Origin of the sequence: Microbacterium sp. A20 (assembly GCF_004794515.1) — a bacterium.
GTDB lineage: Bacteria > Actinomycetota > Actinomycetes > Actinomycetales > Microbacteriaceae > Microbacterium.
Map to the genome: position 1 here is coordinate 1 of NZ_SSDF01000091.1, position 21763 is coordinate 21763.

Below are 21763 nucleotides of genomic sequence, written 5' to 3' on the forward strand. Positions count from 1 at the left end.
GCCCCCGAGGCGCCCGCGCCCGCTGCACCGACTCCTGCCCCCGCGGCAGCGGCCCCCGCAGCACCCGCCGCGGAAGCATCCAAGCCCGCAGAGGGCAATGCACCGACGCCCGGCGCCCCGCGTCCCGGCAACAACCCGTTCTCCTCCGCGCAGGGTATGGGTCAGCGCCCGGCCGGACCCCGTCCGGGCAACAACCCGTTCGCATCCGCGCAGGGCATGGGCCAGCGCCCGACGCCGGGCAACATCCCGCGTCCGCAGGCTCCGCGCCCCGGCGCGCCCCGTCCGGGTGCTCCGCGTCCCGGCTCGCCTCGTCCGGGTGCGCCCCGCAGCGGCGGTGGCGGTCGTCCCGGCGCTCCGTTCCAGCAGCGTCCCGGCGGCCCCGGTCGTCCCGGCGGTGCCGGTGGCCCCGGTGGTGCCGGTGGTCCTGGTGCACGTCCCGGCGGTGGCGGCGGCTTCGCCGGTCGTCCCGGTGGCGGCGGTGGTCGTGGTCGTGGTCCCGGCGGTGGTACCGCAGGTGCCTTCGGCAAGGGCGGCGGCAAGAGCAAGCAGCGCAAGTCGCGGCGGGCGAAGCGGCAAGAGTTCGAGATGCGGAGTGCTCCGGTCGTCGGTGGCGTCAACGTCACCCGCGGCAACGGAGAGATCATCCGCATGCGCCGCGGCGCATCCATCGCGGACTTCGCCGACAAGATCGAGACGCTGACCGGCTACACGGTGCAGCCCGGAACCCTCGTCACCATCCTCTTCAACCTCGGCGAGATGGCCACGGCCACCGAGTCGCTGGATGAGGCGACGTTCGAGGTCCTGGGCGCTGAGCTCGGCTACAAGATCCAGATGGTCTCGCCCGAGGACGAGGACAAGGAGCTCCTCGAGGGCTTCGGTCTCGACCTCGAGGCCGAACTGGAAGCCGAGAGCGAAGACGACCTCGAGATCCGTCCTCCGGTCGTGACCGTCATGGGTCACGTCGACCACGGTAAGACGCGACTTCTCGACGCGATCCGCCAGACCAACGTCATCGAGGGTGAAGCCGGTGGCATCACCCAGCACATCGGTGCCTACCAGGTCTGGACCGAGCACGAGGGCATCGAGCGGGCCATCACGTTCATCGACACCCCGGGTCACGAGGCGTTCACCGCCATGCGTGCCCGTGGTGCGCAGGTCACCGACCTCGCGATCCTCGTGGTCGCAGCCGACGACGGCATCATGCCGCAGACGGTCGAGGCGCTGAACCACGCCCAGGCGGCCAATGTGCCGATCGTGGTCGCTGTGAACAAGGTGGACAAGCCCGACGCCAACCCGTCGAAGGTGCGCCAGCAGCTCACCGAGTACGGTCTGGTCGCCGAGGAATTCGGTGGCGACGTCATGTTCGTCGACGTGTCCGCCCGGGCCAACACGGGTATCCAGGAACTCCTGGACGCCGTGCTGCTCACGGCCGATGCCGGTCTCGACCTGACCGCCAACCCGAACAAGGCCGCTCGCGGTGTCGCCATCGAGGCGAAGCTCGACAAGGGTCGCGGTTCGGTCGCCACGGTGCTCATCCAGTCCGGAACGCTTCGGATCGGTGACGCGATCGTCGCGGGTACGGCATACGGCCGTGTGCGTGCGATGGCGGATGAGAACGGCGAGCAGGTCCTCGAGGCCTACCCGTCGCGTCCGGTCCAGGTGCAGGGTCTGAACTCCGTTCCGCGTGCCGGTGACGTCTTCATCGTCACCGAGGAAGACCGCATGGCCCGCCAGATCGCGGAGAAGCGCGAAGCAGTCGAGCGCAACGCCCAGCTGGCCAAGGCCCGCAAGCGCATCTCGCTCGAGGACTTCACCCGCGCTCTCGAAGAGGGCAAGGTCGAGTCGCTCAACCTCATCATCAAGGGTGACGTCTCCGGTGCCGTCGAGGCGCTGGAGGAGTCGCTCCTCAAGATCGAGGTCGACGATTCGGTCCAGCTGCGCATCATCCACCGCGGCGTCGGCGCCATCACCGAGTCCGACGTGAACCTCGCGACGATCGACAACGCGATCATCGTGGGCTTCAACGTCCGTCCTGACACGAAGGCGCGCGAGCGTGCTTCCCGTGAGGGCGTGGACATCCGGTTCTACTCCGTCATCTACAACGCGATCGACGAGATCGAGAGCTCGCTCAAGGGCATGCTCAAGCCGGAGTACGAAGAGGTCCAGTCGGGTGTCGCCGAGATCCGCGAGGTGTTCCGCTCCTCGAAGTTCGGCAACATCGCCGGTGTCATCGTGCGATCGGGAACGATCACTCGAAACGCCAAGGCTCGTGTCATCCGCGACGGTGTCGTGCTGGCCGATGGTCTCGCCATCGAGTCGCTGCGTCGCTTCAAGGACGACGTCACCGAGGTCCGTACCGACTACGAGGCCGGTATCGGTCTCGGCAAGTACAACGACATCCAGATCGGTGATGAGATCGAGACGACCGAGCTCATCGAGAAGCCTCGCGGCTGATCAATTTCGAACACCTTCGGGCGTCCTCCCCTCCCGCTCCTCCGGAGCGCGGAGAGGAAGGGCGCCCTGAGGGTTCCTGGACAGGGAGAGAACAATGGCAGGCGAACGACAGGCCCGGCTCGCGGACCGAATCCGCGTGATCCTCGCAGAGCGGTTGGAGAAGGGGCTGCGCGATCCGCGCCTCGGCTTCGTCACCATCACCGACGTGCGTGTGAGCGGAGACCTTCAGCACGCATCGGTGTTCTACACGGTGCTGGGCACGGAGGAGGAGCGCATCTCCAGCGGTGCCGCCCTCACCTCGGCCACCGGCATGCTGCGCAGCGAGGTCGGACGGCAGCTGAGCACCCGTCTGGTGCCCACGCTGGAGTTCATCCCGGATGCTCTCCCCGAGAACGCGGACCACATCGGTGCGCTGCTTCGCGAGGCGCAGCAGCGCGATGCCGACGTCGCGAAGCTCGCGTCATCCGCATCACACGCCGGCGACGCGGATCCGTACCGCACCGAGGACGAGCCGGAGTGATCACGGTTTGATACGCTCGGCTTCGCGGGACTGCTTCCGTGAAGCTGGGGGAACGGCATCGAGGGTACGGGTACACAGGGGGCTCTCTTCGTCGCGCCTGCCGCGCTGGGCCTGTTGCTCGACGAGCTCCTGGATGTCGATCTCGGCTGTGTGCCCCATGTGCTCGCCCGCCTCGCCGCCGAGCTGGATGCGGACTCCCGGGCTATCCTCGAAGTCGCCGAGCGGTTGTCGGCGGATCAACGCCATGGCTTGCGCCCGCTGCCCAGCCCGCTGCCGCTCGTACCGTCCATCGCACGCAGATTCGAGGCGACGGAGCTCGGTGCCAGAGACCGCGAGTTGCTCACGGCGCTCGCGCTCTCGCTGGACGGTGGACTCGACGCCCTCCTCGAGTTCGACGGCAGGTCCGCGGCCGCGATCGCCGCGGGCCCGTTGGGGGAGCACATGCGGCTCCATGCCGGTCACGCGCGCTTCGCCGATCCCCGCCTCTCCATCTGGATCAGGGCAACGACCGGCACCGCAGCCGTCGCCGGCGTCCATGCGCGGCTCAGTGTGATCTTCCGTCGTCGAGGGGACCGGGTGAGTGAGGATTGGCACCGCGCTCGCGCCTCCCTCGAGGGCGCTCCCGAGAGCGCAGTCGAGTTGACGACCATCGCGAGGCAGCTCAGCGAGGCCGGCCACCCGGAACGGGCGCTGCTGCTCGCGCGGGAGGCAGCGGAGCATGCGCTCGGCGAAGCCCGGGACGAAGCGCATCTCGTCGCGGGGGCTTCGGCCGTCGGCGCCGGCTTCGCGACGGAAGCGATCGCGTGGTTCAGCGGGCTGTATCCGCACTCCGCGGAGCGCTGGCGACTCATGGGCCTCGGCGGCCTGCTCGTCGCCCAGGCGTTCGAGCAGGGCGCAGTGCCGGAGGTCGAACCGAAAGCCTTGCGCCCGCGCACGGATGACGCCGCGGACTGGTGCCATTGGACGAGGGCTGCGGCGCTGGCCGCCGTGATGTGCGCGGAGCGGGGCGATCGTCGCGCGATGCGGGTATGGCTCGACGCCGTGCGGGAGGGCACCGCACGAATCGGTGGAGAACGCGAGCTCGCAGACCCCGTCATCGCGCTGAGCTGGCTGATCTCCGGAGAGCGCGACATCGACGCGACTGCGGGCTCGGGCCCGGTGGCCGGCGGGATGCTGCGTGCGCTGCAGGCCGCGATGGACGGCGACGTCGATCTGGGGCTGCGGGTGCTGGCACGGGGCGGATCCGGAATGTCCGCCGAGGCGGACCCGTTCGTCCCGGGATTCGAGCACAGTCCCGTCGTCCAGGCGTATCGCGCTGTCATCGAGGTGCTGCTCCTGGTGTGGCGCGGTGACATCGGTCTTGCGCGCGACCGGCTGATCCAGGCCGCACTCGTGTTGCCGGTCTCGTTGCCCCTCGCCGGACTGGGTGTGGTGCTCGCCAGACGTCTCGATCTCGCCGTGCTCGGCGAACTGGGACCGTACGCGCGATCGCTCACCGCCGCGCTGCCGGCCGGTGCGAGGATCGACCGTCTCGTGGATCGGGGCATCCAGTCGTTTCTCGCGGGTTCCTTCGACGATGCTGCAGCGACGATCCGCCTCTGGGCCGATCTCGGGTCGGCGCGGACCACCATGACGGTTCCGGCGCTCGATGAACTCGCGCTCGACCCGGAGGGTGGCTCGACGCCGGCGCCATCCATCGAGCCGCCGGAGATCGCTCTCGCGCAGCGACTGCGGGTCCGGCTCGCGACGGCCGGAGACGGTCGCTGGCGGTCCGAGTGCATCGAGGTGCGAGAGGCGGCACGGACGCTCCGTTCGCCGTTCGCGCGGGCGAGGGTCGAGACGATGCTCGGTACCCAGTACGCCATACGCGATGACCATCGCTCGGCGCGCATCCACCTGCAGCATGCCGAGAGGCTGTTCGAGCTGTGCGGCGCGACGGCATGGGCGCGGACGATCCGCGGACGGTTGGACAGGCTCGACGCCAAGGAAGGGAGCATCGTTCCCGCCGTCGATGCCTTGTCGGCGTGCCGAGCCGCATGGTCGCTTCAGCTGACCGCGCGCGAATTGGAAGTGGCGATGTGCGCCGTCGGGGGAGCGGCGAACCGCGACATCGCTGAGCACCTCAACTTCTCGGTCCGCACGGTGGAGGTGCACCTCGGTCGCATCTTCACCAAGCTCGACGTCCGCAGTCGAGTCGAGCTGACGGTGCTCGCGCATCGCACCGACCACCACCTCTGAGCCTGTCAGCGAGGCAGGGAGAGGGCGGCTCCATCGGCTTCGGCGAGGCCGTCGGCGATGAGAGAGTCGATCGCGCGGTCCCGCTGACGGGCGTCCGGCCAGTCAGGGAGCACGAGGTCGAGCGGCACAGCCCCGGGAGATCGATCGCGCAGCAGCCGCAGCACGGCACCCCGCGCCTGTCGGTCCGAACCCTCGTAGGCGGCCTGGCGACGACGTTCGTCCCCGGTGTCCGGCCTGCCGGCTGCCAGCCACGCACAGCCGCTTGCGAGCGGACACAGCTCGCACCGCGGGGAACGCGCCGTGCACACGGTCGCGCCGAGCTCCATCATGGCGGCGTTGAACTGCGCGGCGTCCGCAAGCGACTCCGGCAGGAGGGAGTCCATCAGATCGAGGTCCCGGCGTGATGCGGCGCCGGGCTGGGCGCGGCCCTCGACAGCGCGGGCGAGCACGCGTCGGGTGTTGGTGTCGACGACGGGGTGCCGGTCGCCGTAGGCGAAGACGGCGACGGCGCGGGCCGTGTAGTCGCCGATGCCGGACAGGGCGAGGAGGGAATCGACGTCGCGGGGCACGACCCCGCCGTGGCGCTCGGTGATCTCCACGGCTGCCCGGAACAACCAGAGCGCGCGACGCGGGTATCCGAGGTTGGCCCACTGCTGCACGACTTCCGCTGCCGAGGCAGAGGCCATCGCCGTCGGCGTGGGCCATCGGGCAAGCCACGCCTCGAGATGCGGGATGACCCTTGCGACCGGGGTCTGCTGAAGCATGAACTCGCTCACGAGAACACCCCACGCGCCGAACTCGTTATGAAACGTAGACCGGCGCCACGGCAGGTCGCGAGCGGTCGATCGATACCATTCAGGCAGGTGCGACCTCATTTCAGGACGGGCCTGCAATTCGGGCATCCATCCACCCTACGTGAGCGGCCCGACGAGCCTGAGACCGGAGATTGGGGCACACATGATCAACACACGTACGAGCGCGCTCGTCGTCGCCACGACCTTGGCTGTGGGAAGCCTGGTCGGGTGCGCGGGGACATCGACACCCGCGTCGACGCCCAGCGGCGGATCCACGCCGACCGCAACGGCAACGACCACTCCGAGCCCGACGGCGGAGCCCCGGGTCGAGGATCCGGCGGACCCCGCTACCTGGATCATCGACGAGGCGGGAGTCGGACCGATCGACGTCGGAGGTGATTTCACCTCGACGCTCGGTGGCCTTGCCGGGCCATGGGCCAACGACACCGCGAACTGCTCGTGGTCAGCGTGGTGGATGGCAGCGGACTCGGCCTACGGTGTTTCCTTCGTCCGCGGAACAGAGAGCGAGGCGGCGCCCATCCGTGAGATCTCCGTGTACTCCGCAGCCGAGACTCCCGCCGTGGTCCCGGGGCCGGTGACGGAGGTCGGGCTGGGCATCGGAGCGACCAAGGCCGAGGTGCTCGCTGCGTACCCTGACGCGCAGGAGGGAGTGTCGACGATCGGAAGCGACACCTGGATCATGCTTCCGAGCGCGACCGATGCTCATGTCTACTTCGCCTTCCGCGAGAACAGCGACACCGCCTGGGACGTCACGGTGACGACCGGTGCTGAACCCTCGTACGAGGTCTGCGGCTGACCCGAGCGGCCGGTGCGCGGCATCGCTCTCGGTAGGCTGGGGGGATGGTCTCGCCCGGCATCCTTCTCGTCGACAAGCCCGCTGGGATGACCAGCCACGACGTGGTCGCACGCACGCGGCGCGCGTTCGGCACGCGGAAGGTCGGCCATGCGGGCACACTCGATCCGATGGCGACCGGACTCCTCGTCATCGGCATCGAAGGAGCCACCCGACTGCTGACCTACATCGTCGGCGCGGACAAGACCTATGAGGCGACGATCCGTCTCGGACAGACCACCGGGACCGACGATGCCGAGGGCGAGATCCTTGCCACCGCCGAACCCGAGGCGTGGAGCGCGGTCACGGATGCCGCCGTCGAAGATGGCATCCTGGCGTTGACCGGCGAGATCTCACAGGTTCCCAGCTCGGTGTCCGCCATCAAGGTCGACGGCCGGCGTGCATACGATCGGGTCCGGGCGGGCGAAGAGGTCGTGCTCGCGGCGCGGGACGTCGTGGTCTCTCGATTCGAGGTGGCGGCACGGCGTCAGCGGGACGGTTTCCTCGACCTCGATGTGATCGTCGAATGCTCGTCCGGAACGTACATCCGGTCCCTCGCCCGCGACCTCGGCGCGTCCCTCGGCGTCGGCGGACACCTGACCGCACTGCGGCGCACAAGAGTGGGGCCTTTCGAGGTGAGCGACGCCGTGGGCCTGGATGCGCTGGAGGGGGCCCGCACACTGACTCCGGCGGCCGCCGCCGGCCGCATCCTTCCCGTGCTCGACGTGTCGGCCGAGGAGGCACGCGATCTCCGCCACGGAAAGCGACTCCTGGATCAGGCCGGTCGCCTCGACGGCGCAGGAGCGAACACCGCGGCCGTCGACCCGGACGGCGTCCTGGTGGGCATCGTCGAGAAGCGCGGCGCAGATCTGAAGAGCGCCATGAACATGCCCGAGGGCGACCGATGATCCTGTGGCTGACGATCGCGCAGATCGCTGTCGCCGTCGCCGCCGGGGTCTTCTGCGTCGTCGCCGGCCTGAGTGGGCGTCGACCCAGCGACATCAGCGTCGGCGCGCTCGCCCTCGTCGAGGTGCTGCTCGTCGTCCAGGTGATCGTCGCGATCGTCGCACCGCTCGCGGGAAACCCGCCCACGGGAGACCTGCTCGAGTACTGGGTCTACCTCGTGTCGGCGGTGCTCCTCCCCATCGGAGCCGTGCTGTGGGCGCTCATGGAGCGCAGTCGGTGGAGCACGGTCATCCTCGGAGTCGCGGCACTCGCCATCGCGATCATGCTGTGGCGCATGCAGGTCATCTGGACCGTCCAGATCGCGTGACGCGAGGCGTCGTGGCGGAGTCCGCCTCCCTCTCGCGGCTCTAGGATGGAATGCGCTATGAGCTCCACCGCCCCCTCCACTCGGATGACCGGAATCGGTCGCGTCCTGGTGATCGTCTACGCCGTCATGGCGCTGGCGGCCACCGGCCGCAGCTTCGTGCAGATCGTCCGTCGATTCGACGAGGCGCCGCTGGCGTACTCCCTCTCCGCACTCGCTGCGGTCGTCTACATCCTGGCGACCCTCGCGCTCATCCTGGCCCGTCGTCGCGGGTGGTACACCGTCGCCTGGGTCGCGATCGTCTTCGAGCTCACCGGTGTGCTCGTCGTCGGGCTGCTGAGCATCCTGATGCCGGCGCTGTTCCAGCACGAGACGGTGTGGTCGCTGTTCGGGCGCGGATACCTGTTCATCCCCCTGGTCCTCCCGGTGTTCGGGATCTGGTGGCTGCGCACGCACCGCCCCGTCGACGCCCCGGTTCCCACCGAGGTGCACGCGTGATCGTCTTCCGCAGCCCCGAGGAGGTTCCGGCCGGATTCGGGCCGAGCGCGGTCGCCATCGGCAAATTCGATGGTGTCCATGCCGGTCATCGTGCGGTCATCGAACGGCTGAAGGAAACGGCCGCGTCCACCGGCAGCCGCGCGGTCGCCGTGACCTTCGACCGCAATCCGCTGGCCGTGATCCGCCCGGATCGGTGTCCCGAGAACGTCGTCACCGTCGATCGCAAGCTCGAGCTGCTGGGTGGCCTCGGCCTCGACGCGACCCTCGTGCTCACGTTCGACGAGGAGATGGCCGCCCGCAGCGCCGAGGACTTCGTCGTCGACATCCTCGTCGGTGCCCTGCAGGTGTCGACCGTGCTGGTCGGCCAGGACTTCCGTTTCGGCCACCGGGGCGCGGGCACCCCTGAGCTGCTGCGCGAGCTCGGCCCCCGCTACGGCTTCTCCGTCGAGGTCGTCGACGACGTGTACCTTCCGGGCTCCACCCGACGCGTCTCATCCAGTTGGATCCGTGAGCTGCTGATGGAAGGAGACGTCGCGTCGGCGGCCACGGTTCTCGGGCGCTATCCCGATGTCCGCGGCGAGGTCGTCCACGGCCTCAAGCGCGGCCGGGAGCTGGGGTTCCCGACCGCCAACCTCTCGACCATCGTCGACGCGTTCGTTCCCGCCGACGGCGTCTACGCCGGGTGGCTCGTCGATCACGACACGGGCATCCGTCATCCTTCCGCGATCTCCGTCGGCACGAATCCGACCTTCGATGACGTCCTCGTGCGGCAGGTCGAGGCGCATGTGCTGGGTGAGACCGGCCTCGACCTGTACGGACACGACGTCACGGTCGAGTTCGTGGCGCGGCTGCGGGGCATGGTGGCGTTCGAGGGAATCGAGAAGCTGATGGAGCAGATGGGGGCGGACGTCACGGAAGCTGCTCGGGCTCTCGGCGTCACGTTCGAGTAGTCTCCGCCCGCCGCCGTCCGCGCCCTCCTCGGACGACTCGGCGTGGGCGATCCGCAGGTGTCGCGTCGGATGACATAGAATGGACTCGGCTCCCGCCGATTCTCACGCTTCTCGCGTGCTTCGGCGGGAAGAAGACCCACTGTTCGTACGGTCCTGGCTCACGCCACACGCGGACATCGAGAACGGCCCGCGGCTTCATGGGGAAGCCGGAGCCTTCACGCTCAGGAGGAGCATGCCGACCACGGCAACCGCCACCACACGGCGCAAGAAGACGTCCCGTCGAGATGACGAGGCACCCCTCATCCCGATCCTCGCGCGCAAGGTGCGCGAGATCGAGGCGAAGTCGCAGCGAGGGAAGCTCGGCCCGACCAATCGGGTGAAGTTCCAGGTGATCGCATTCCTGGTGCGCGAGGAGCGCGCCCGAGTGAAGGCGGATGCCGAGATCGGCGAACCCGCCCGCGCTGAGCTGCTGAAGCGGCTCGACGGTGTGGCCACGATCCTCGCCAAGACGGCTGCACGCGACACTTCGCTCATCCAGCTGCTCGAGGCCGACCAGGCGACGTCGCCGGTGGCCAAGCGCATGCGACGCGACTGGCTGCTCGAATCCGGTGCGGAGCTGGCTCCCGAAGAGCTGATCATCGCGGATGCCGCACCGGTCCAGATCTCCACGATCCCCGCGGCCATCGCCGAGCGACAGGTCACGCCGCCCTCGGTCGAGTCCCGGCAGTTGGCGAACCCGTTCCTCGCTCCCGACCTGACGCCGCGACCGGCCGCGACCCCGCGCCGCCGCCTCGACGGCTGGGAGCTCATGGGCCCGCTGTACAAGGCTTTCGAGACCGGCGCCGGCGGATCCGCTGCGTCCATGGATCTGCCACCCGCGCCGGAGTACGACCACATCTCGCCCAAGGGCCTCGAGGTCATGGTGCATCAGTCACGATTCCTCGAGGCCGTGAAGGCGGGCCACCGCAGCTTCCTCCTCGCCGATGAGCCTGGCCTCGGCAAGACGGCGCAGTCGGTGCTGGCCGCGTCGGTGGCCGGTGCCTACCCGCTGCTCGTCGTCGTGCCCAACGTCGTGAAGATGAACTGGGCGCGCGAGGTCGAGCGGTGGACGCCGCAGCGACGGGCCACGGTCATCCAGGGCGATGGCACCGACATCGACGCATTCGCCGACGTGTTCATCGTGAACTACGAGATCCTCGACCGGCACATGTCGTGGTTGGCCTCGATCGGTCTGCGCGGAATGGTCGTCGACGAGGCGCACTTCATCAAGAACCTCTCCTCGCAGCGTTCGCAGAACGTGCTGTCGCTCGCCGCGCAGGTTCGTGAGCGCACCCCGGGACACGATCCGCTCATGCTCGCTCTCACGGGCACCCCGCTGATCAACGACGTCGAGGACTTCGACGCTATCTGGCGCTTCCTGGGGTGGACCACGGGGGAGAAACCGGGTCCCGAGCTGATGGAGAAGCTGGATGCGACCGGGTTCACCCCGGCCGACAAGGCGTTCTACTCCGAAGCCCGCGACGCGGTCATCTCGATGGGCATCGTCCGCCGTAAGAAGAAGGACGTCGCCGCCGACCTGCCGGACAAGCTGATCGCCGATCTGCCCGTGCAGCTCGACGACGAGTTCGGACGCAGCATCCGTCAGGCCGAGCGCGAGCTGGGGGAGCGGCTCGCCGCTCGCTACCGCCGCATCATCGAGGCCCGTGGCGACCGCGGGTTGGCCCCCGGAGAGATCGACGACGACATCGTGCGTCTCGTCGCTCAGAACGAGCTCGAGGAGTCGAAGGCCGCCGGCACCGGGGGAGACAACGTCTTCACCATGGTCCGTCGCATCGGTCAGGCCAAAGCGCCGCTGGCCGCGGACTACGCCGCCCAGCTGCAGCGCTCGGTCGGCAAGGTCGTCTTCTTCGCGAAGCACATCGACGTGATGGACCAGGCCGAGGCGCACTTCGCCGCCGTCGGCATACGGTCGGTGTCGATCCGAGGCGACCAGACCTCGACGACACGTCAGCAGGCGATCGACGATTTCAACAGCGATCCCGCCGTGGGCATCGCCGTCTGCTCGCTCACCGCTGCCGGCGTGGGGCTCAACCTGCAGGCGGCGTCGAACGTCGTGCTCGCCGAGCTGTCGTGGACGGCTGCCGAGCAGACGCAGGCGATCGACCGCGTCCACCGCATCGGTCAGGACGAGCCGGTCACCGCGTGGCGGATCATCGCCGCGCATACGATCGACACCAAGATCGCGGAGCTGATCGATCAGAAGCAGGGTCTCGCAGCTCGCGCGCTCGACGGTGAGGCTGTCGAGGAGTCGGCCGCAGAGCCCGTGCAGCTGGCGGCGCTCATGCACCTGCTTCGTCAGGCTCTGGGCTCGGCCTGAGCGTGAAGAACATCCGTTCTTAACGCTGGTTTCCCCTCTCCGACGACCGGAATCGGGAAGTTCGTCGATATCGGCGAATCTCGGTGTCAAGATCGGTGGTTTTCGTCGCCATCGAATGGCGCGGGGGGAGCCGGGACGCTAGTGTCGATCGAAGGCAGCGTCGCCTTTCCCCCATATCTCCCGAACGTCTGAAGGCACCAGCATGAAGATCGGCATCCTGACGAGCGGCGGCGACTGCCCCGGCCTCAACGCGGTCATCCGCGGCATCGTGCTCAAGGGCACCACCACGTACGACCTGGAGTTCGTCGGCATCCGTGACGGGTGGCGAGGCCTCGTCGACGGCGACTTCATGCCTCTCACCCGCCACGAGGTGAAGGGTCTGTCCAAGGTCGGCGGCACGATCCTCGGCACCAGCCGCACGAACCCCTACGAGGGTGAGCGCGGGGGAGCGGAGAACATCGCCAAGACCCTCTACGGGCACAAGATCGACGGCATCATCGCGATCGGCGGCGAGGGCACTCTCGCCGCGGCCGACCGTCTCGCGAAAGACGGGATCAAGGTCATCGGGGTCCCCAAGACGATCGACAACGACCTGCAGGCGACGGACTACTCGTTCGGCTTCGACACGGCCGTGAACATCGCCACGGACGCGATGGACCGGCTTCGCACCACCGGTGACTCGCACCAGCGGTGCATGGTCGCCGAGGTCATGGGACGCCACGTGGGCTGGATCGCCCTGCACGCCGGCATGGCTGCGGGCGCGCACGTGATCTGCATCCCCGAGGTGCCGATGTCGATCGACGACATCACCGAGCTCGTGACCAGCGCCCACGACCGAGGCCGCGCGCCCCTGGTCGTCGTCTCCGAGGGTTTCAAGCTGCTCGGTATGGACGAGGCATACAGCGACAAGGGCCTCGACGCCTTCAACCGGCCGCGGCTGGGTGGTATCGGCGATCTGCTCGCGCCCGAGATCGAGCGCATCACGGGCATCGAGACGCGCGCCACGATCCTCGGCCACATCCAGCGGGGCGGGTCTCCTTCCGCATTCGACCGTGTGCTGGCGACGCGTCTCGGCCTCCACGCCGCGGACGCGCTCGTCGACGGCGCCTGGGGTCAGATGGTGGCGATGCAGGGCACCGACATCGTGCGGGTCCCGTTCGCCGACGCGCTCGGGGAGCTGAACACGGTTCCGCGCTACCGCTACGACGAGGCCGCTGCGCTCTTCGGCTGAGACTTCGGCTCGCCCGGCGCTCTGTTCGCCGATTCAGGCGATGTTGCGACAACAGGCAGTTTCGCCGCTCAGATGCCTGAATCCGGCTGATTGCCTGATCTCGCGGGCGTTCAGGCGTGCGCGCGACGGCAATGCAGACCCTGCGCCATCGCGGTCAGCACCGTCTGTTCGACGTAGCGGGCGTCGTTCATCACCTGGTGCACGTCGAATCGGAGGATCGTGTAGCCGCGGAGCACCAGGCGCGCATCGGCGCGGATGTCGCGGCGCCGATCCTTCGGGGAGCTGTGATATGCGAACCCGTCGATCTGGATGCCGAGGCGGTCACCGATCATCCCGTCCAACGGGTGCCCGTCGACCCAGACCTGCTGGCGCACGACGACGCCGATCCCGCGCATCAGGGAGACGAAGGTGGTCTCCGGCCCCGAGTCCGAGCGATCGCCGACGAGCATGGTGAGACGGGATGCCGCCGCCGAGCGCCACGCGACGCGCTCGAGGACATCGACATCGACCCCGCCTCGGCGCACCGCGGACTCCCAGACCGTCAGGGCATCCGGTTCAGGCAGACACCGGGCGATCTGGAACAGGACGTTGATTACAGGCTCCTCCGTCGAGCGCGGATGCACGGGAACGGGACCCTGGCTGCGGTGGACGAGGATGCCGGATGCATCGAACCGCGATGCGCTGTGCGCGAGTGCGACGTGCACGGCATCCGTCTTCAGCTCCCACCAGCCGCGGAGACTGGCCGCGCTCGCGCAGGTCACGCGTCCGCCGACCTTCGCAGCCGCGACGCGCCTCGGGTCGCACTCGGGGGTGAGGAGCCAGGATCGGCGTACACGCCTGAGCCGTCCGTCCTCCACTGCTCGCGACACCGCGTGATCGGTGAAACCCGCACGGCGGAGGGCGGAGGAGTGCGCGGCACCGTTCTGCGCGCGCACCCATTCCGCAGCTGTCAGATCAGGCATGAGGTCAGCTTGCCCGTGCCGGCGGGCGTGGCGGAGCCGCAGTCCCGGCGCTGGGGGAGAGACGCCCTCGCGCGCGAATCTGTGGAGAGGGCGTCGCGCGCGCCGGCGGCAGAGCCGAGACAGGCGATCGCGCCGGAACAGGCAGTTTCGGGCGGGATCTGCCTGATTGGGCGGGATCGCCTGATGCGGCCGCGGCGGCTCAGGCCTCGGCGAGTCCCAGCGTGTCGAGCAGCCAGGCGAGCTCGAACGCACGCTCGCGCCACGAGTTGTAACGGCCGCTCACGCCGCCGTGCCCTGCCACCATCTCGCACTTGAGGAGCACATCGGATGCGCCGGCCTCGCGCAGGCGCGCGACCCACTTCGCCGGTTCCACGTACAGCACGCGGGTGTCATTGAGCGATGTCACCGCGAGGATGCGCGGGTAGCGGATGCCGTCGCGCACGTTCTCGTACGGGGAGTACGACTTCATGTACTCGTAGACGTCGGCGTCGTGAAGAGGGTCGCCCCACTCATCCCACTCGATGACGGTCAGCGGCAGCGAGGGATCGAGGATCGTCGTCAGTGCGTCCACGAACGGCACGCCCGCGAGGACGCCCGCGAAGAGCTCGGGCGCGAGGTTGGTCACGGCACCCATCAGCAGTCCGCCGGCGCTGCCGCCCTCGGCCACCATCCGGCTCGGCGAGGTCACACCGGTCGCGACCAGGTGCTCGCCGCACGACACGAAGTCCGTGAAGGTGTTGCGCTTGTTGAGCAGCTTGCCGTCTTCGTACCACTGGCGGCCCATCTCGCCGCCGCCGCGCACGTGAGCGACCGCGAAGATCACGCCACGATCGAGCTCCGAGAGCCGCGCGACCGAGAAACCGGGGTCGATCGAGTGCTCGTAGGAGCCGTAGCCGTAGAGATGCACGGGACGTGCTTGCGCACCCGGCTCTCCGAATGACCGCTTCCACACGAGAGAGATCGGCACCCGCACCCCGTCGGAGGCCGTCGCCCACTCCCGCCGCTGGCCGTACTCTTCGGGGTCGTAGCCGCCGAGGACGGTGACCTGCTTGCGCAGCAGCAGCTCGCGGCTGGCGAGGTCGAGGTCGTACACCGTGCCGGGCGTGACGAAGGATGTGTATCCGAGTCGCAGGAAGGGCGAGTGCCACTCCGGGTTCCCGCTCACCCCGGCCGAGTACAGCGGCTCGTCGAAGGGGATCTCGTCGACCGTATCCGTGGCGTAGTCGAGCAGTCCGACACGCTCGAGACCTTCGCTGCGGTACTCGATCGTGGCGAAGTCGCGGAACGCATCCATGCCGAGCAGACGCCGGCCGGCTTCGTGGGCGATCACCCGGTGCCGCTCGCCCTGAGGGTCGGACGCCGCCACCGAGACGAGTTCGAAGTCGAGGGCTCCGTCGTTGTGCAGGATGAAGAGCCGGTCCTCGCCGTCCACCACGGCGTGATCGATCGAGTACTCCACTCCTTCCCGGCGCGGCCAGACCAGGCGGGGTGCCGCGGTCAGGTCGCCGGTCAGGTCGACGAGGTACTCCTCGCTCGTGATGCTCGAACCGACCCCGATCACGAGGTAGCGCCGGCTGCGCGTGATCCCTGCGCCGAGCCAGAACTTCTCGTCGGGTTCGTGGAACAGCTGCACGTCGTCGGTGATCGGAGTGCCGAGACGGTGGAGCCAGAGCGTGTCCGGACGCCACGCCTCATCCCGGGTCGTGTAGAGGACGCCGGTGCCGTCCGGGGTGAAGAACGCGCCGCCGGTGTTCGGGATCTCGTCCTCGAGGGTGTCGCCCAAGACGAGGTCGCGCACGTGCACCGTGTACAGCTCGTCCCCCTCGAAGTCGGTCGACCAGAGCAGTTTCGTCGCGTCGTCCGACGTGTCGAACGCCCCGAGCGAGAAGAACTCGTGCCCCTCGGCCTCGACGTTCCCGTCGAGCAGGATCACCTCACCGGGAACCGGCACGCCGGCCTCGAGCGTCGGGGGAGTCCAGTCGTCGTGTTCCGCGGCAGCCCGGCAGTGGATGCCGTACTGGGCGCCTTCCTCGGTGCGGCTGTAGTACCACCAGTCGCCGCGTCGGGTGGGCACCGACAGGTCGGTCTCCTGCACCCGGCTCTTGATCTCCTCGAAGAGGCGCTCGCGGAGATCGGCCAGGTGCGCCGTCTCAGTGTCGGTGTGGGCGTTCTCCGCTTCGAGGTGTGCGATGACCTCTGCGGAGTCCTTCGCGCGCATCCACTCGTACGGGTCGTCGAACGTGTCACCGTGGTGCGTGCGAAGTGCGGAGCGGCGGGCAGCGAGAGGAGCGTCAGTCACCGTCCCACGCTATCCCAGGTCGAGTTGACCGGCACGGGGGAGGGTGGGAGAATTCACCGGGGCCGGTTAACGGAAGTCAAACCCACGGTGAACTCTTCGTTCGTCACGTCGATCACGTCGACATCTCCTTCTTCCTCAACGACCGAAAGCGAACGGTGGAAACCGCAGCCCTCATCGTCGTGCTTGTCATCGCGCTGGCACTCTTCTTCGACTTCACCAACGGCTTTCACGACACGGCGAACGCCATGGCGACGCCGATCGCCACCGGTGCGCTCAAGCCCAAGACCGCCGTCCTCCTCGCCGCCGTCCTGAACCTCGTGGGTGCGTTCCTGTCCACGGAGGTGTCCAAGACGATCTCCGGCGGCATCATCCGCGAGGACGCGATCATCTCTGCGGGAGCGGATCTGTTCCTCTCGCTGATCTTCGCGGGCCTCATCGGCGCCATCACGTGGAACATGCTGACGTGGCTCCTCGGCCTCCCGTCGAGCTCCTCGCACGCACTTTTCGGCGGCCTCATCGGCGCCACCCTGGTGGGCGCAGGTCTCGGCGGCATCGACTTCGGCATGGTGCTCTCGAAGATCGTGCTGCCGGCGCTCATCGCCCCCGTCACCGCGGGTCTCATCGCCTTCGCGGCGACGAAGATCGCCTACTCGGTCACGCGACGCTACGACGGCAAGCCCGACGGTCGCGACGGTTTCCGGTGGGGGCAGATCTTCACGTCCTCCCTGGTCGCCCTCGCGCACGGAACCAACGACGCGCAGAAAACGATGGGTGTGATCACCCTCGCCCTGATCACGATCGGTTGGCAGTCCGGAGTGCACCACGAACCGCAGCTCTGGGTGATCGTCGCGTGTGCCTTCACGATCGCGCTCGGCACGTACCTCGGCGGCTGGCGTATCATCCGCACCCTCGGCAAGGGGCTCACCGACGTCAAGCCCGCCCAGGGCTTCGCAGCGGAGAGCTCGACCGCCGCGACCATCCTGGCCTCCAGCGCGCTCGGCTTCGCCCTCTCGACCACGCAGGTGGCATCGGGATCCGTGATCGGCTCCGGCCTCGGTCGCAGAGGCTCCACGGTCCGCTGGCGGACGGCGGGTCGAATCGGCATCGGATGGCTCCTCACCCTCCCCGCAGCGGGAGCCGTTGGCGCTCTGGCCGCTCTTCTGGTCGTCTGGCTCGGCAACTGGGGTGTGGCGATCGATGCGGTCATCGCCCTCGCCATCATCCTCGGCCTCTTCATGCGCTCGCGCCGCAACGCGGTCACGTCGGCGAATGCCATGAGTGACGTGGCCGAATCGGGCATGGCCATCGAGCTGCCCGACACCCCGCCGCCGACGCGTCGCCAGCAGCGCATCCAGCAGGCCAAGGCGGAGGCGAAGGCCCGGGCCGAGGCCCGTGAGAAGGTCAAGGCTCAGGCGAAGAAGGACGCGCAGGCCAAGGCGAAGAAGAAGGCACAGGCCAAGGCGAGTGCCAAGGTCGACTCTTCCTCGAAGAACACGGACGCGATTCGGAACGGGGACTCGGAATGAACGTCGTCATCGATTGGATCGCGTTCCTCCAGGTGTTCCTCGCGGCGCTCATCGGCGCCGCCGCGATCGTCACCTTCTACGCCCTCGGTCTTCGTCTGCTGGTGCGCAGCGGTCGCGCACCGGTGGTGAGCCCCGCGGAATTCACGGATGCCATCACCGTGATCACCGAGAAAGAACTGAAGCGCGCGGAGAAGCAGGCGGCGAAGGCCGCGCGGAAGAGTCCGCTCACCGAGGGGCAGAAGCGGGTCGCACTCCTCGGCGCGTACGGCTGCTTCGCGCTGTGTGCCGCGGCCGTGGTCGCCGGCATCCTGCTCCTCGTCATCGGACACTGATCCGAGCTCGGCGCCGGCACGTCGAGCGTCGGTGCGGAGGCCTAGGCTGTTGGTATGTCCGCAGGAACGGGGAGAACGTACGCCTTCGGCCGCCATGAGCCCGCAAGCCATGTGCTGATCCACGTCAGTGATCCGCACTTCCTCGCGGAGGGGGCCCGGCTCAGCGGCCGCTACGACGTCGAAGCGAACTTCGCCCGAACGCTGGACGCCATCAGATCCGTGCATCCGCATCCGTTGGCGATCGTCGTCACCGGCGACCTCGCTGATCTGGGCGAGCCCGACGCATACCGCCGGCTGAGAGCCGCGGTCGAGCCGGTGGCGGATGAGCTGGACGCTCCGCTCATCTGGGTCGCGGGCAACCACGACGAACGCCCGGCACTGCGGGCAGGACTGCTCGATGCGGAGGCGACCGAAGACCCGGTGACGGGCGTCTGGGACCTCGACGGTCTTCGTCTCATCGCCCTCGACACGAGCGTCCCCGGCTGGCATCACGGCGACATCGATCAGGACCAGCTGTCCTGGCTCGCCGATGTGCTCTCGGACCCCGCTCCGTACGGCACCCTGCTCGCGATGCACCATCCACCGCTCCCGAGCCATCTGCCGCTCTTCGACATCCTGGAGCTGCGGCATCAGGACGAGCTCGCCGAGGTCATCCGGGGAACAGATGTCCGCGGCATCCTCGCCGGGCATCTGCACTATTCGTCCCAGGGCACGTTCGCCGGAGTCCCGGTGAGCGTCGCATCGGCCACCTGCTACACGATGAACGTGGCGCGCCCGTCGGCCGACGTGAACGGTATGGACGCGGCGCAGGCGTTCCAGCTCGTGCATGTGTATCCGGAGACGATCACGCACACGGTGGTGCCGGTGACCGAGGCTCCGACGGGAGACTACTTCTCCGAGGCCTGGCTGGAGCGGATGGCCGCCCTCACGCCGGAGGAGCGACTCGAGGCGTTCTCCCGCAAGCCCGGTCGGTGAGCGGCGTAGACTGGCAGCATCCCCCACCCTTCTCACCCGCCACGACCCACGAGGATGTGACATGGCTTCTGCCGCGCCTACCCCGACCCGCACCGAGACCGATTCGCTCGGGAGCATGGAGATTCCCGTCGACGCGTACTGGGGGATCCACACTGCCCGCGCCGACGCGAACTTCCCGATCACGAAACGGCCCATCTCGGTCTACCCCGACCTCGTGGTCGGCCTGGCGATGGTGAAGCAGGCGAGCGCGCGGGCGAACCGCGAGATCGGCGTGTTGGATCACGAGCGTGCCGACCTGATCGACCGTGCGGCGCAGCGCGTGATCGACGGCGAGTTCCACGAGCAGTTCACGGTGGGCGTCATCCAGGGCGGTGCCGGAACCTCGACCAACATGAACGCGAACGAGGTCATCACCAACATCGCGCTCGAGCTGGCCGGCCGCGGGAAGGGCGACTACGCGTTCCTCTCGCCGATCGACCACACCAACCGCAGCCAGTCCACCAACGACGTCTACCCGACCGCCGTGAAGATCGGCCTGTCGCTGACGCTGCGCTCGCTGCTTGAGGAACTGGACCTGCTGCGCCTGTCGTTCCTCGGCAAGTCCCGCGAGTTCCACGATGTGCTGAAGGTCGGACGCACTCAGCTGCAGGACGCCGTGCCGATGACGCTCGGCCAGGAGTTCAACGGCTTCGCCACGACCCTCGGCTACGACCACACGCGGCTGACCGAGAACGCCTCGCTCATGTTCGAGATCAACATGGGCGCCACGGCGATCGGAACTGGCATCACCACGCACCCCGGCTACGCGCCCGCCGTGCTCAAGCACCTGCGGGAGATCACCTCGCTCGACCTCCGCACGGCCGGCGACCTGGTGGAGGCCACCAGCGACACCGGCTCGTTCATGTCGTTCTCCTCGACCCTCAAGCGCAACGCGATGAAGTTGTCGAAGATCTGCAACGACCTCCGTCTGCTCTCTTCCGGCCCGCAGGCGGGCTTCGGCGAGATCAACCTGCCGGCGATGCAGGCGGGCTCCAGCATCATGCCAGGCAAGGTGAACCCGGTCATCCCCGAGGTCGTGAATCAGGTGGCCTTCGCGGTCGCGGGCGCCGACATGACGGTGACGATGGCCGCCGAGGCGGGTCAGCTGCAGCTGAACGCGTTCGAGCCGGTCATCGCACACTCGATCTTCCAGTCGATCACGTGGATGCGCCAGGCGATGTGGACCCTGCGCGTGAACTGCGTCGACGGCATCACCGCCAACCGCGACCGTCTCGGCGCGATGGTCGGAGCATCGGTCGGCGTCATCACCGCCCTGACGCCCTTCATCGGATACGCGGCAGCCGCGGCGCTCGCGAAGACCGCGCTGCTGACGAACCGGAGTGTCGCGGACCTGGTCGTCGAGGCCGGTCTGATGTCGCGCGACGAGGTCGTCAAGCAGCTCTCGCCCGCGCGTCTGTCCGGACTCGAGACGATCACCGCGGCGATCCCGGTGATCTCGCCGGAGGACCGCATCGAGGTCTGACCTGCTGCGAACGCGAGAAGGGGGATGGATGCCGCGGCATCCATCCCCCTTCTTCGTGCGTCGAACTTTTCAGTCGATGATGCGGCAGTGCGTCGTGAGCTCGCCGATGCCGTCGATGCCGACGGTCACGGTGGAGTGATCGCGCAGGAAGATCTGCGGATCCCGCGAATAGCCGGCGCCGCCGGGGCTTCCGGTCGAGATGAGGGTTCCGGGCAGCAGCGTGAGGGACTGCGAGAGGTGCGCGATCAGTTTCGCGACGGAGCGCACCATCTGGTCCGTGCTGGCGTCCTGAACGGTGTGGCCGTCCACGACAGCCCAGATGTGCAGATCCTGCGGGTCGGCGACCTCATCGGCGGTCACGGCGAACGGTCCGGTCGGAGTGAAGCCGTCGAACGACTTGCAGCGCGACCACTGAGCCTCGGAGAACTGGATGTTCCTGGCGGTGATGTCGTTGACCACGGTGTAGCCCCAGACGTACGAGAGCGCATCCGCTTCGCTGACGTCTTTGGCGGGGGTGCCGATGAGCACACCGAGCTCGGCCTCGTAGTCGACCGCCTCGCTGAGGGACCGTGGCCACGACGTGATCTGCTCGTGCCCCGTGAGCGAGTTCGGCCACAGCGTGAACACGGTCGGCGCGGCATCGGTCTTCAGGCCCAGCTCGCTGGAGTGCGCTGCATAGTTGAGCCCGACGGCGAGCACGGCCGGGGGAGCGATCACGGCGGAGGAGAACGTCCAGTCGCCCAGGGGATGGCGCACCACGTCTCCCGCGGCCAGCGCAGCGCGCAGTCGCTCGAGCAGGGCGTCTCCTCCCTCGATCAGCTGCTGCAGCGTGGCAGGGGGGTCGTTCAGGAGATCAGAGACGAGGATGGCGTCCGAGTCCTGCACCACCGCGAGAACGGCGCGGGGGGAGTCAGGACGGCGCAGGTGAGCGAACCGCATGGTTCTACGCTACCGGCTGGCGC

The 21763-nt window shown here is 68.3% G+C and carries 18 protein-coding genes; 14 read left to right on the top strand and 4 right to left on the bottom strand.

Translation table 11 applies throughout. The features are described 5' to 3' along the window. From infB to DW298_RS17055, 3 genes are all read left to right on the top strand, one after another. Window positions 1-2454 (top strand): translation initiation factor IF-2 (infB, locus tag DW298_RS17045; protein WP_136043667.1); only part of this gene is annotated, 2454 nt, incomplete at its 5' end. Between the two features lie 94 nt (window positions 2455-2548). After that, complete coding sequence (rbfA, locus tag DW298_RS17050; RefSeq protein WP_136043668.1) at window positions 2549-2974, top strand: 30S ribosome-binding factor RbfA; 426 nt, start codon at window positions 2549-2551, stop codon at window positions 2972-2974. A 114-nt stretch (window positions 2975-3088) separates the two neighbouring features. Continuing rightward, the gene (locus DW298_RS17055) at window positions 3089-5212 is read left to right on the top strand and encodes a LuxR family transcriptional regulator (RefSeq protein ID WP_136043669.1); all 2124 of its coding nucleotides are present in this window, start codon (window positions 3089-3091) and stop codon (window positions 5210-5212) included. A 5-nt stretch (window positions 5213-5217) separates the two neighbouring features. On the opposite strand, the gene DW298_RS17060 is transcribed toward DW298_RS17055, so the two are convergent. After that, entirely contained in the window at window positions 5218-6114 is an 897-nt protein-coding gene (locus tag DW298_RS17060; RefSeq protein ID WP_205820434.1) for an A/G-specific adenine glycosylase, read from the bottom strand. A 55-nt stretch (window positions 6115-6169) separates the two neighbouring features. Here DW298_RS17060 and DW298_RS17065 point away from each other — a divergent pair, with 55 nt between their 5' ends. The 7 genes from DW298_RS17065 (at window position 6170) to DW298_RS17095 (ending at window position 13185) form a co-directional block, all read left to right on the top strand. Continuing rightward, window positions 6170-6823 carry a hypothetical protein gene (locus DW298_RS17065; RefSeq protein WP_136043670.1) on the top strand — a complete coding sequence of 218 codons (654 nt, stop codon included), beginning with the start codon at window positions 6170-6172 and terminating at the stop codon, window positions 6821-6823. 44 nt (window positions 6824-6867) lie between these two features. After that, entirely contained in the window at window positions 6868-7767 is a 900-nt protein-coding gene (gene truB, locus DW298_RS17070) for a tRNA pseudouridine(55) synthase TruB (protein WP_136043671.1), read from the top strand. Then, complete coding sequence (locus DW298_RS17075; RefSeq protein ID WP_136043672.1) at window positions 7764-8132, top strand: hypothetical protein; 369 nt, start codon at window positions 7764-7766, stop codon at window positions 8130-8132. The genes truB and DW298_RS17075 overlap by 4 nt, the downstream gene beginning before the upstream one ends. A 57-nt stretch (window positions 8133-8189) precedes the next feature. Further along, window positions 8190-8627 (top strand): hypothetical protein, encoded by a 438-nt coding sequence (locus DW298_RS17080; protein ID WP_240745179.1) that lies wholly within the window; start codon window positions 8190-8192, stop codon window positions 8625-8627. Beyond that, complete coding sequence (locus DW298_RS17085; protein WP_136043674.1) at window positions 8624-9577, top strand: bifunctional riboflavin kinase/FAD synthetase; 954 nt, start codon at window positions 8624-8626, stop codon at window positions 9575-9577. Before DW298_RS17080 ends, DW298_RS17085 begins: the two co-directional genes overlap by 4 nt. Window positions 9578-9809: 232 nt before the next feature. Continuing rightward, window positions 9810-11954, top strand: a complete 2145-nt coding sequence (locus DW298_RS17090) for a DEAD/DEAH box helicase (RefSeq protein ID WP_136043675.1) — start codon at window positions 9810-9812, stop codon at window positions 11952-11954. Window positions 11955-12156: 202 nt separating this feature from the next. After that, complete coding sequence (locus DW298_RS17095) at window positions 12157-13185, top strand: 6-phosphofructokinase (protein ID WP_029263659.1); 1029 nt, start codon at window positions 12157-12159, stop codon at window positions 13183-13185. Between the two features lie 110 nt (window positions 13186-13295). Here DW298_RS17095 and DW298_RS17100 read toward each other — a convergent pair whose 3' ends face one another. After that, a complete protein-coding gene (locus tag DW298_RS17100) occupies window positions 13296-14147 on the bottom strand; it encodes a DUF559 domain-containing protein (protein ID WP_136043676.1) in 852 nt (283 codons plus the stop codon). Between the two features lie 199 nt (window positions 14148-14346). Next, entirely contained in the window at window positions 14347-16446 is a 2100-nt protein-coding gene (locus tag DW298_RS17105; protein ID WP_136043677.1) for a S9 family peptidase, read from the bottom strand. 155 nt (window positions 16447-16601) lie between these two features. Between DW298_RS17105 and DW298_RS17110 the strand changes: the two genes are divergently transcribed. The 4 genes from DW298_RS17110 to DW298_RS17125 all read left to right on the top strand — a co-directional run bounded on the left by DW298_RS17110 (window position 16602) and on the right by DW298_RS17125 (window position 20801). After that, complete coding sequence (locus DW298_RS17110; protein ID WP_136043678.1) at window positions 16602-17972, top strand: inorganic phosphate transporter; 1371 nt, start codon at window positions 16602-16604, stop codon at window positions 17970-17972. After that, window positions 17969-18304, top strand: a complete 336-nt coding sequence (locus DW298_RS17115) for a peptidase (RefSeq protein ID WP_136043679.1) — start codon at window positions 17969-17971, stop codon at window positions 18302-18304. The genes DW298_RS17110 and DW298_RS17115 overlap by 4 nt, the downstream gene beginning before the upstream one ends. A gap of 54 nt (window positions 18305-18358) precedes the next feature. Next, the gene (locus DW298_RS17120; protein ID WP_136043680.1) at window positions 18359-19279 is read left to right on the top strand and encodes a phosphodiesterase; all 921 of its coding nucleotides are present in this window, start codon (window positions 18359-18361) and stop codon (window positions 19277-19279) included. Window positions 19280-19340: 61 nt separating this feature from the next. Beyond that, window positions 19341-20801, top strand: a complete 1461-nt coding sequence (locus DW298_RS17125) for an aspartate ammonia-lyase (protein WP_136043681.1) — start codon at window positions 19341-19343, stop codon at window positions 20799-20801. A 69-nt stretch (window positions 20802-20870) separates the two neighbouring features. Here DW298_RS17125 and DW298_RS17130 read toward each other — a convergent pair whose 3' ends face one another. Further along, complete coding sequence (locus DW298_RS17130; protein ID WP_136043682.1) at window positions 20871-21740, bottom strand: fumarylacetoacetate hydrolase family protein; 870 nt, start codon at window positions 21738-21740, stop codon at window positions 20871-20873. Window positions 21741-21763 lie beyond the last annotated feature (23 nt).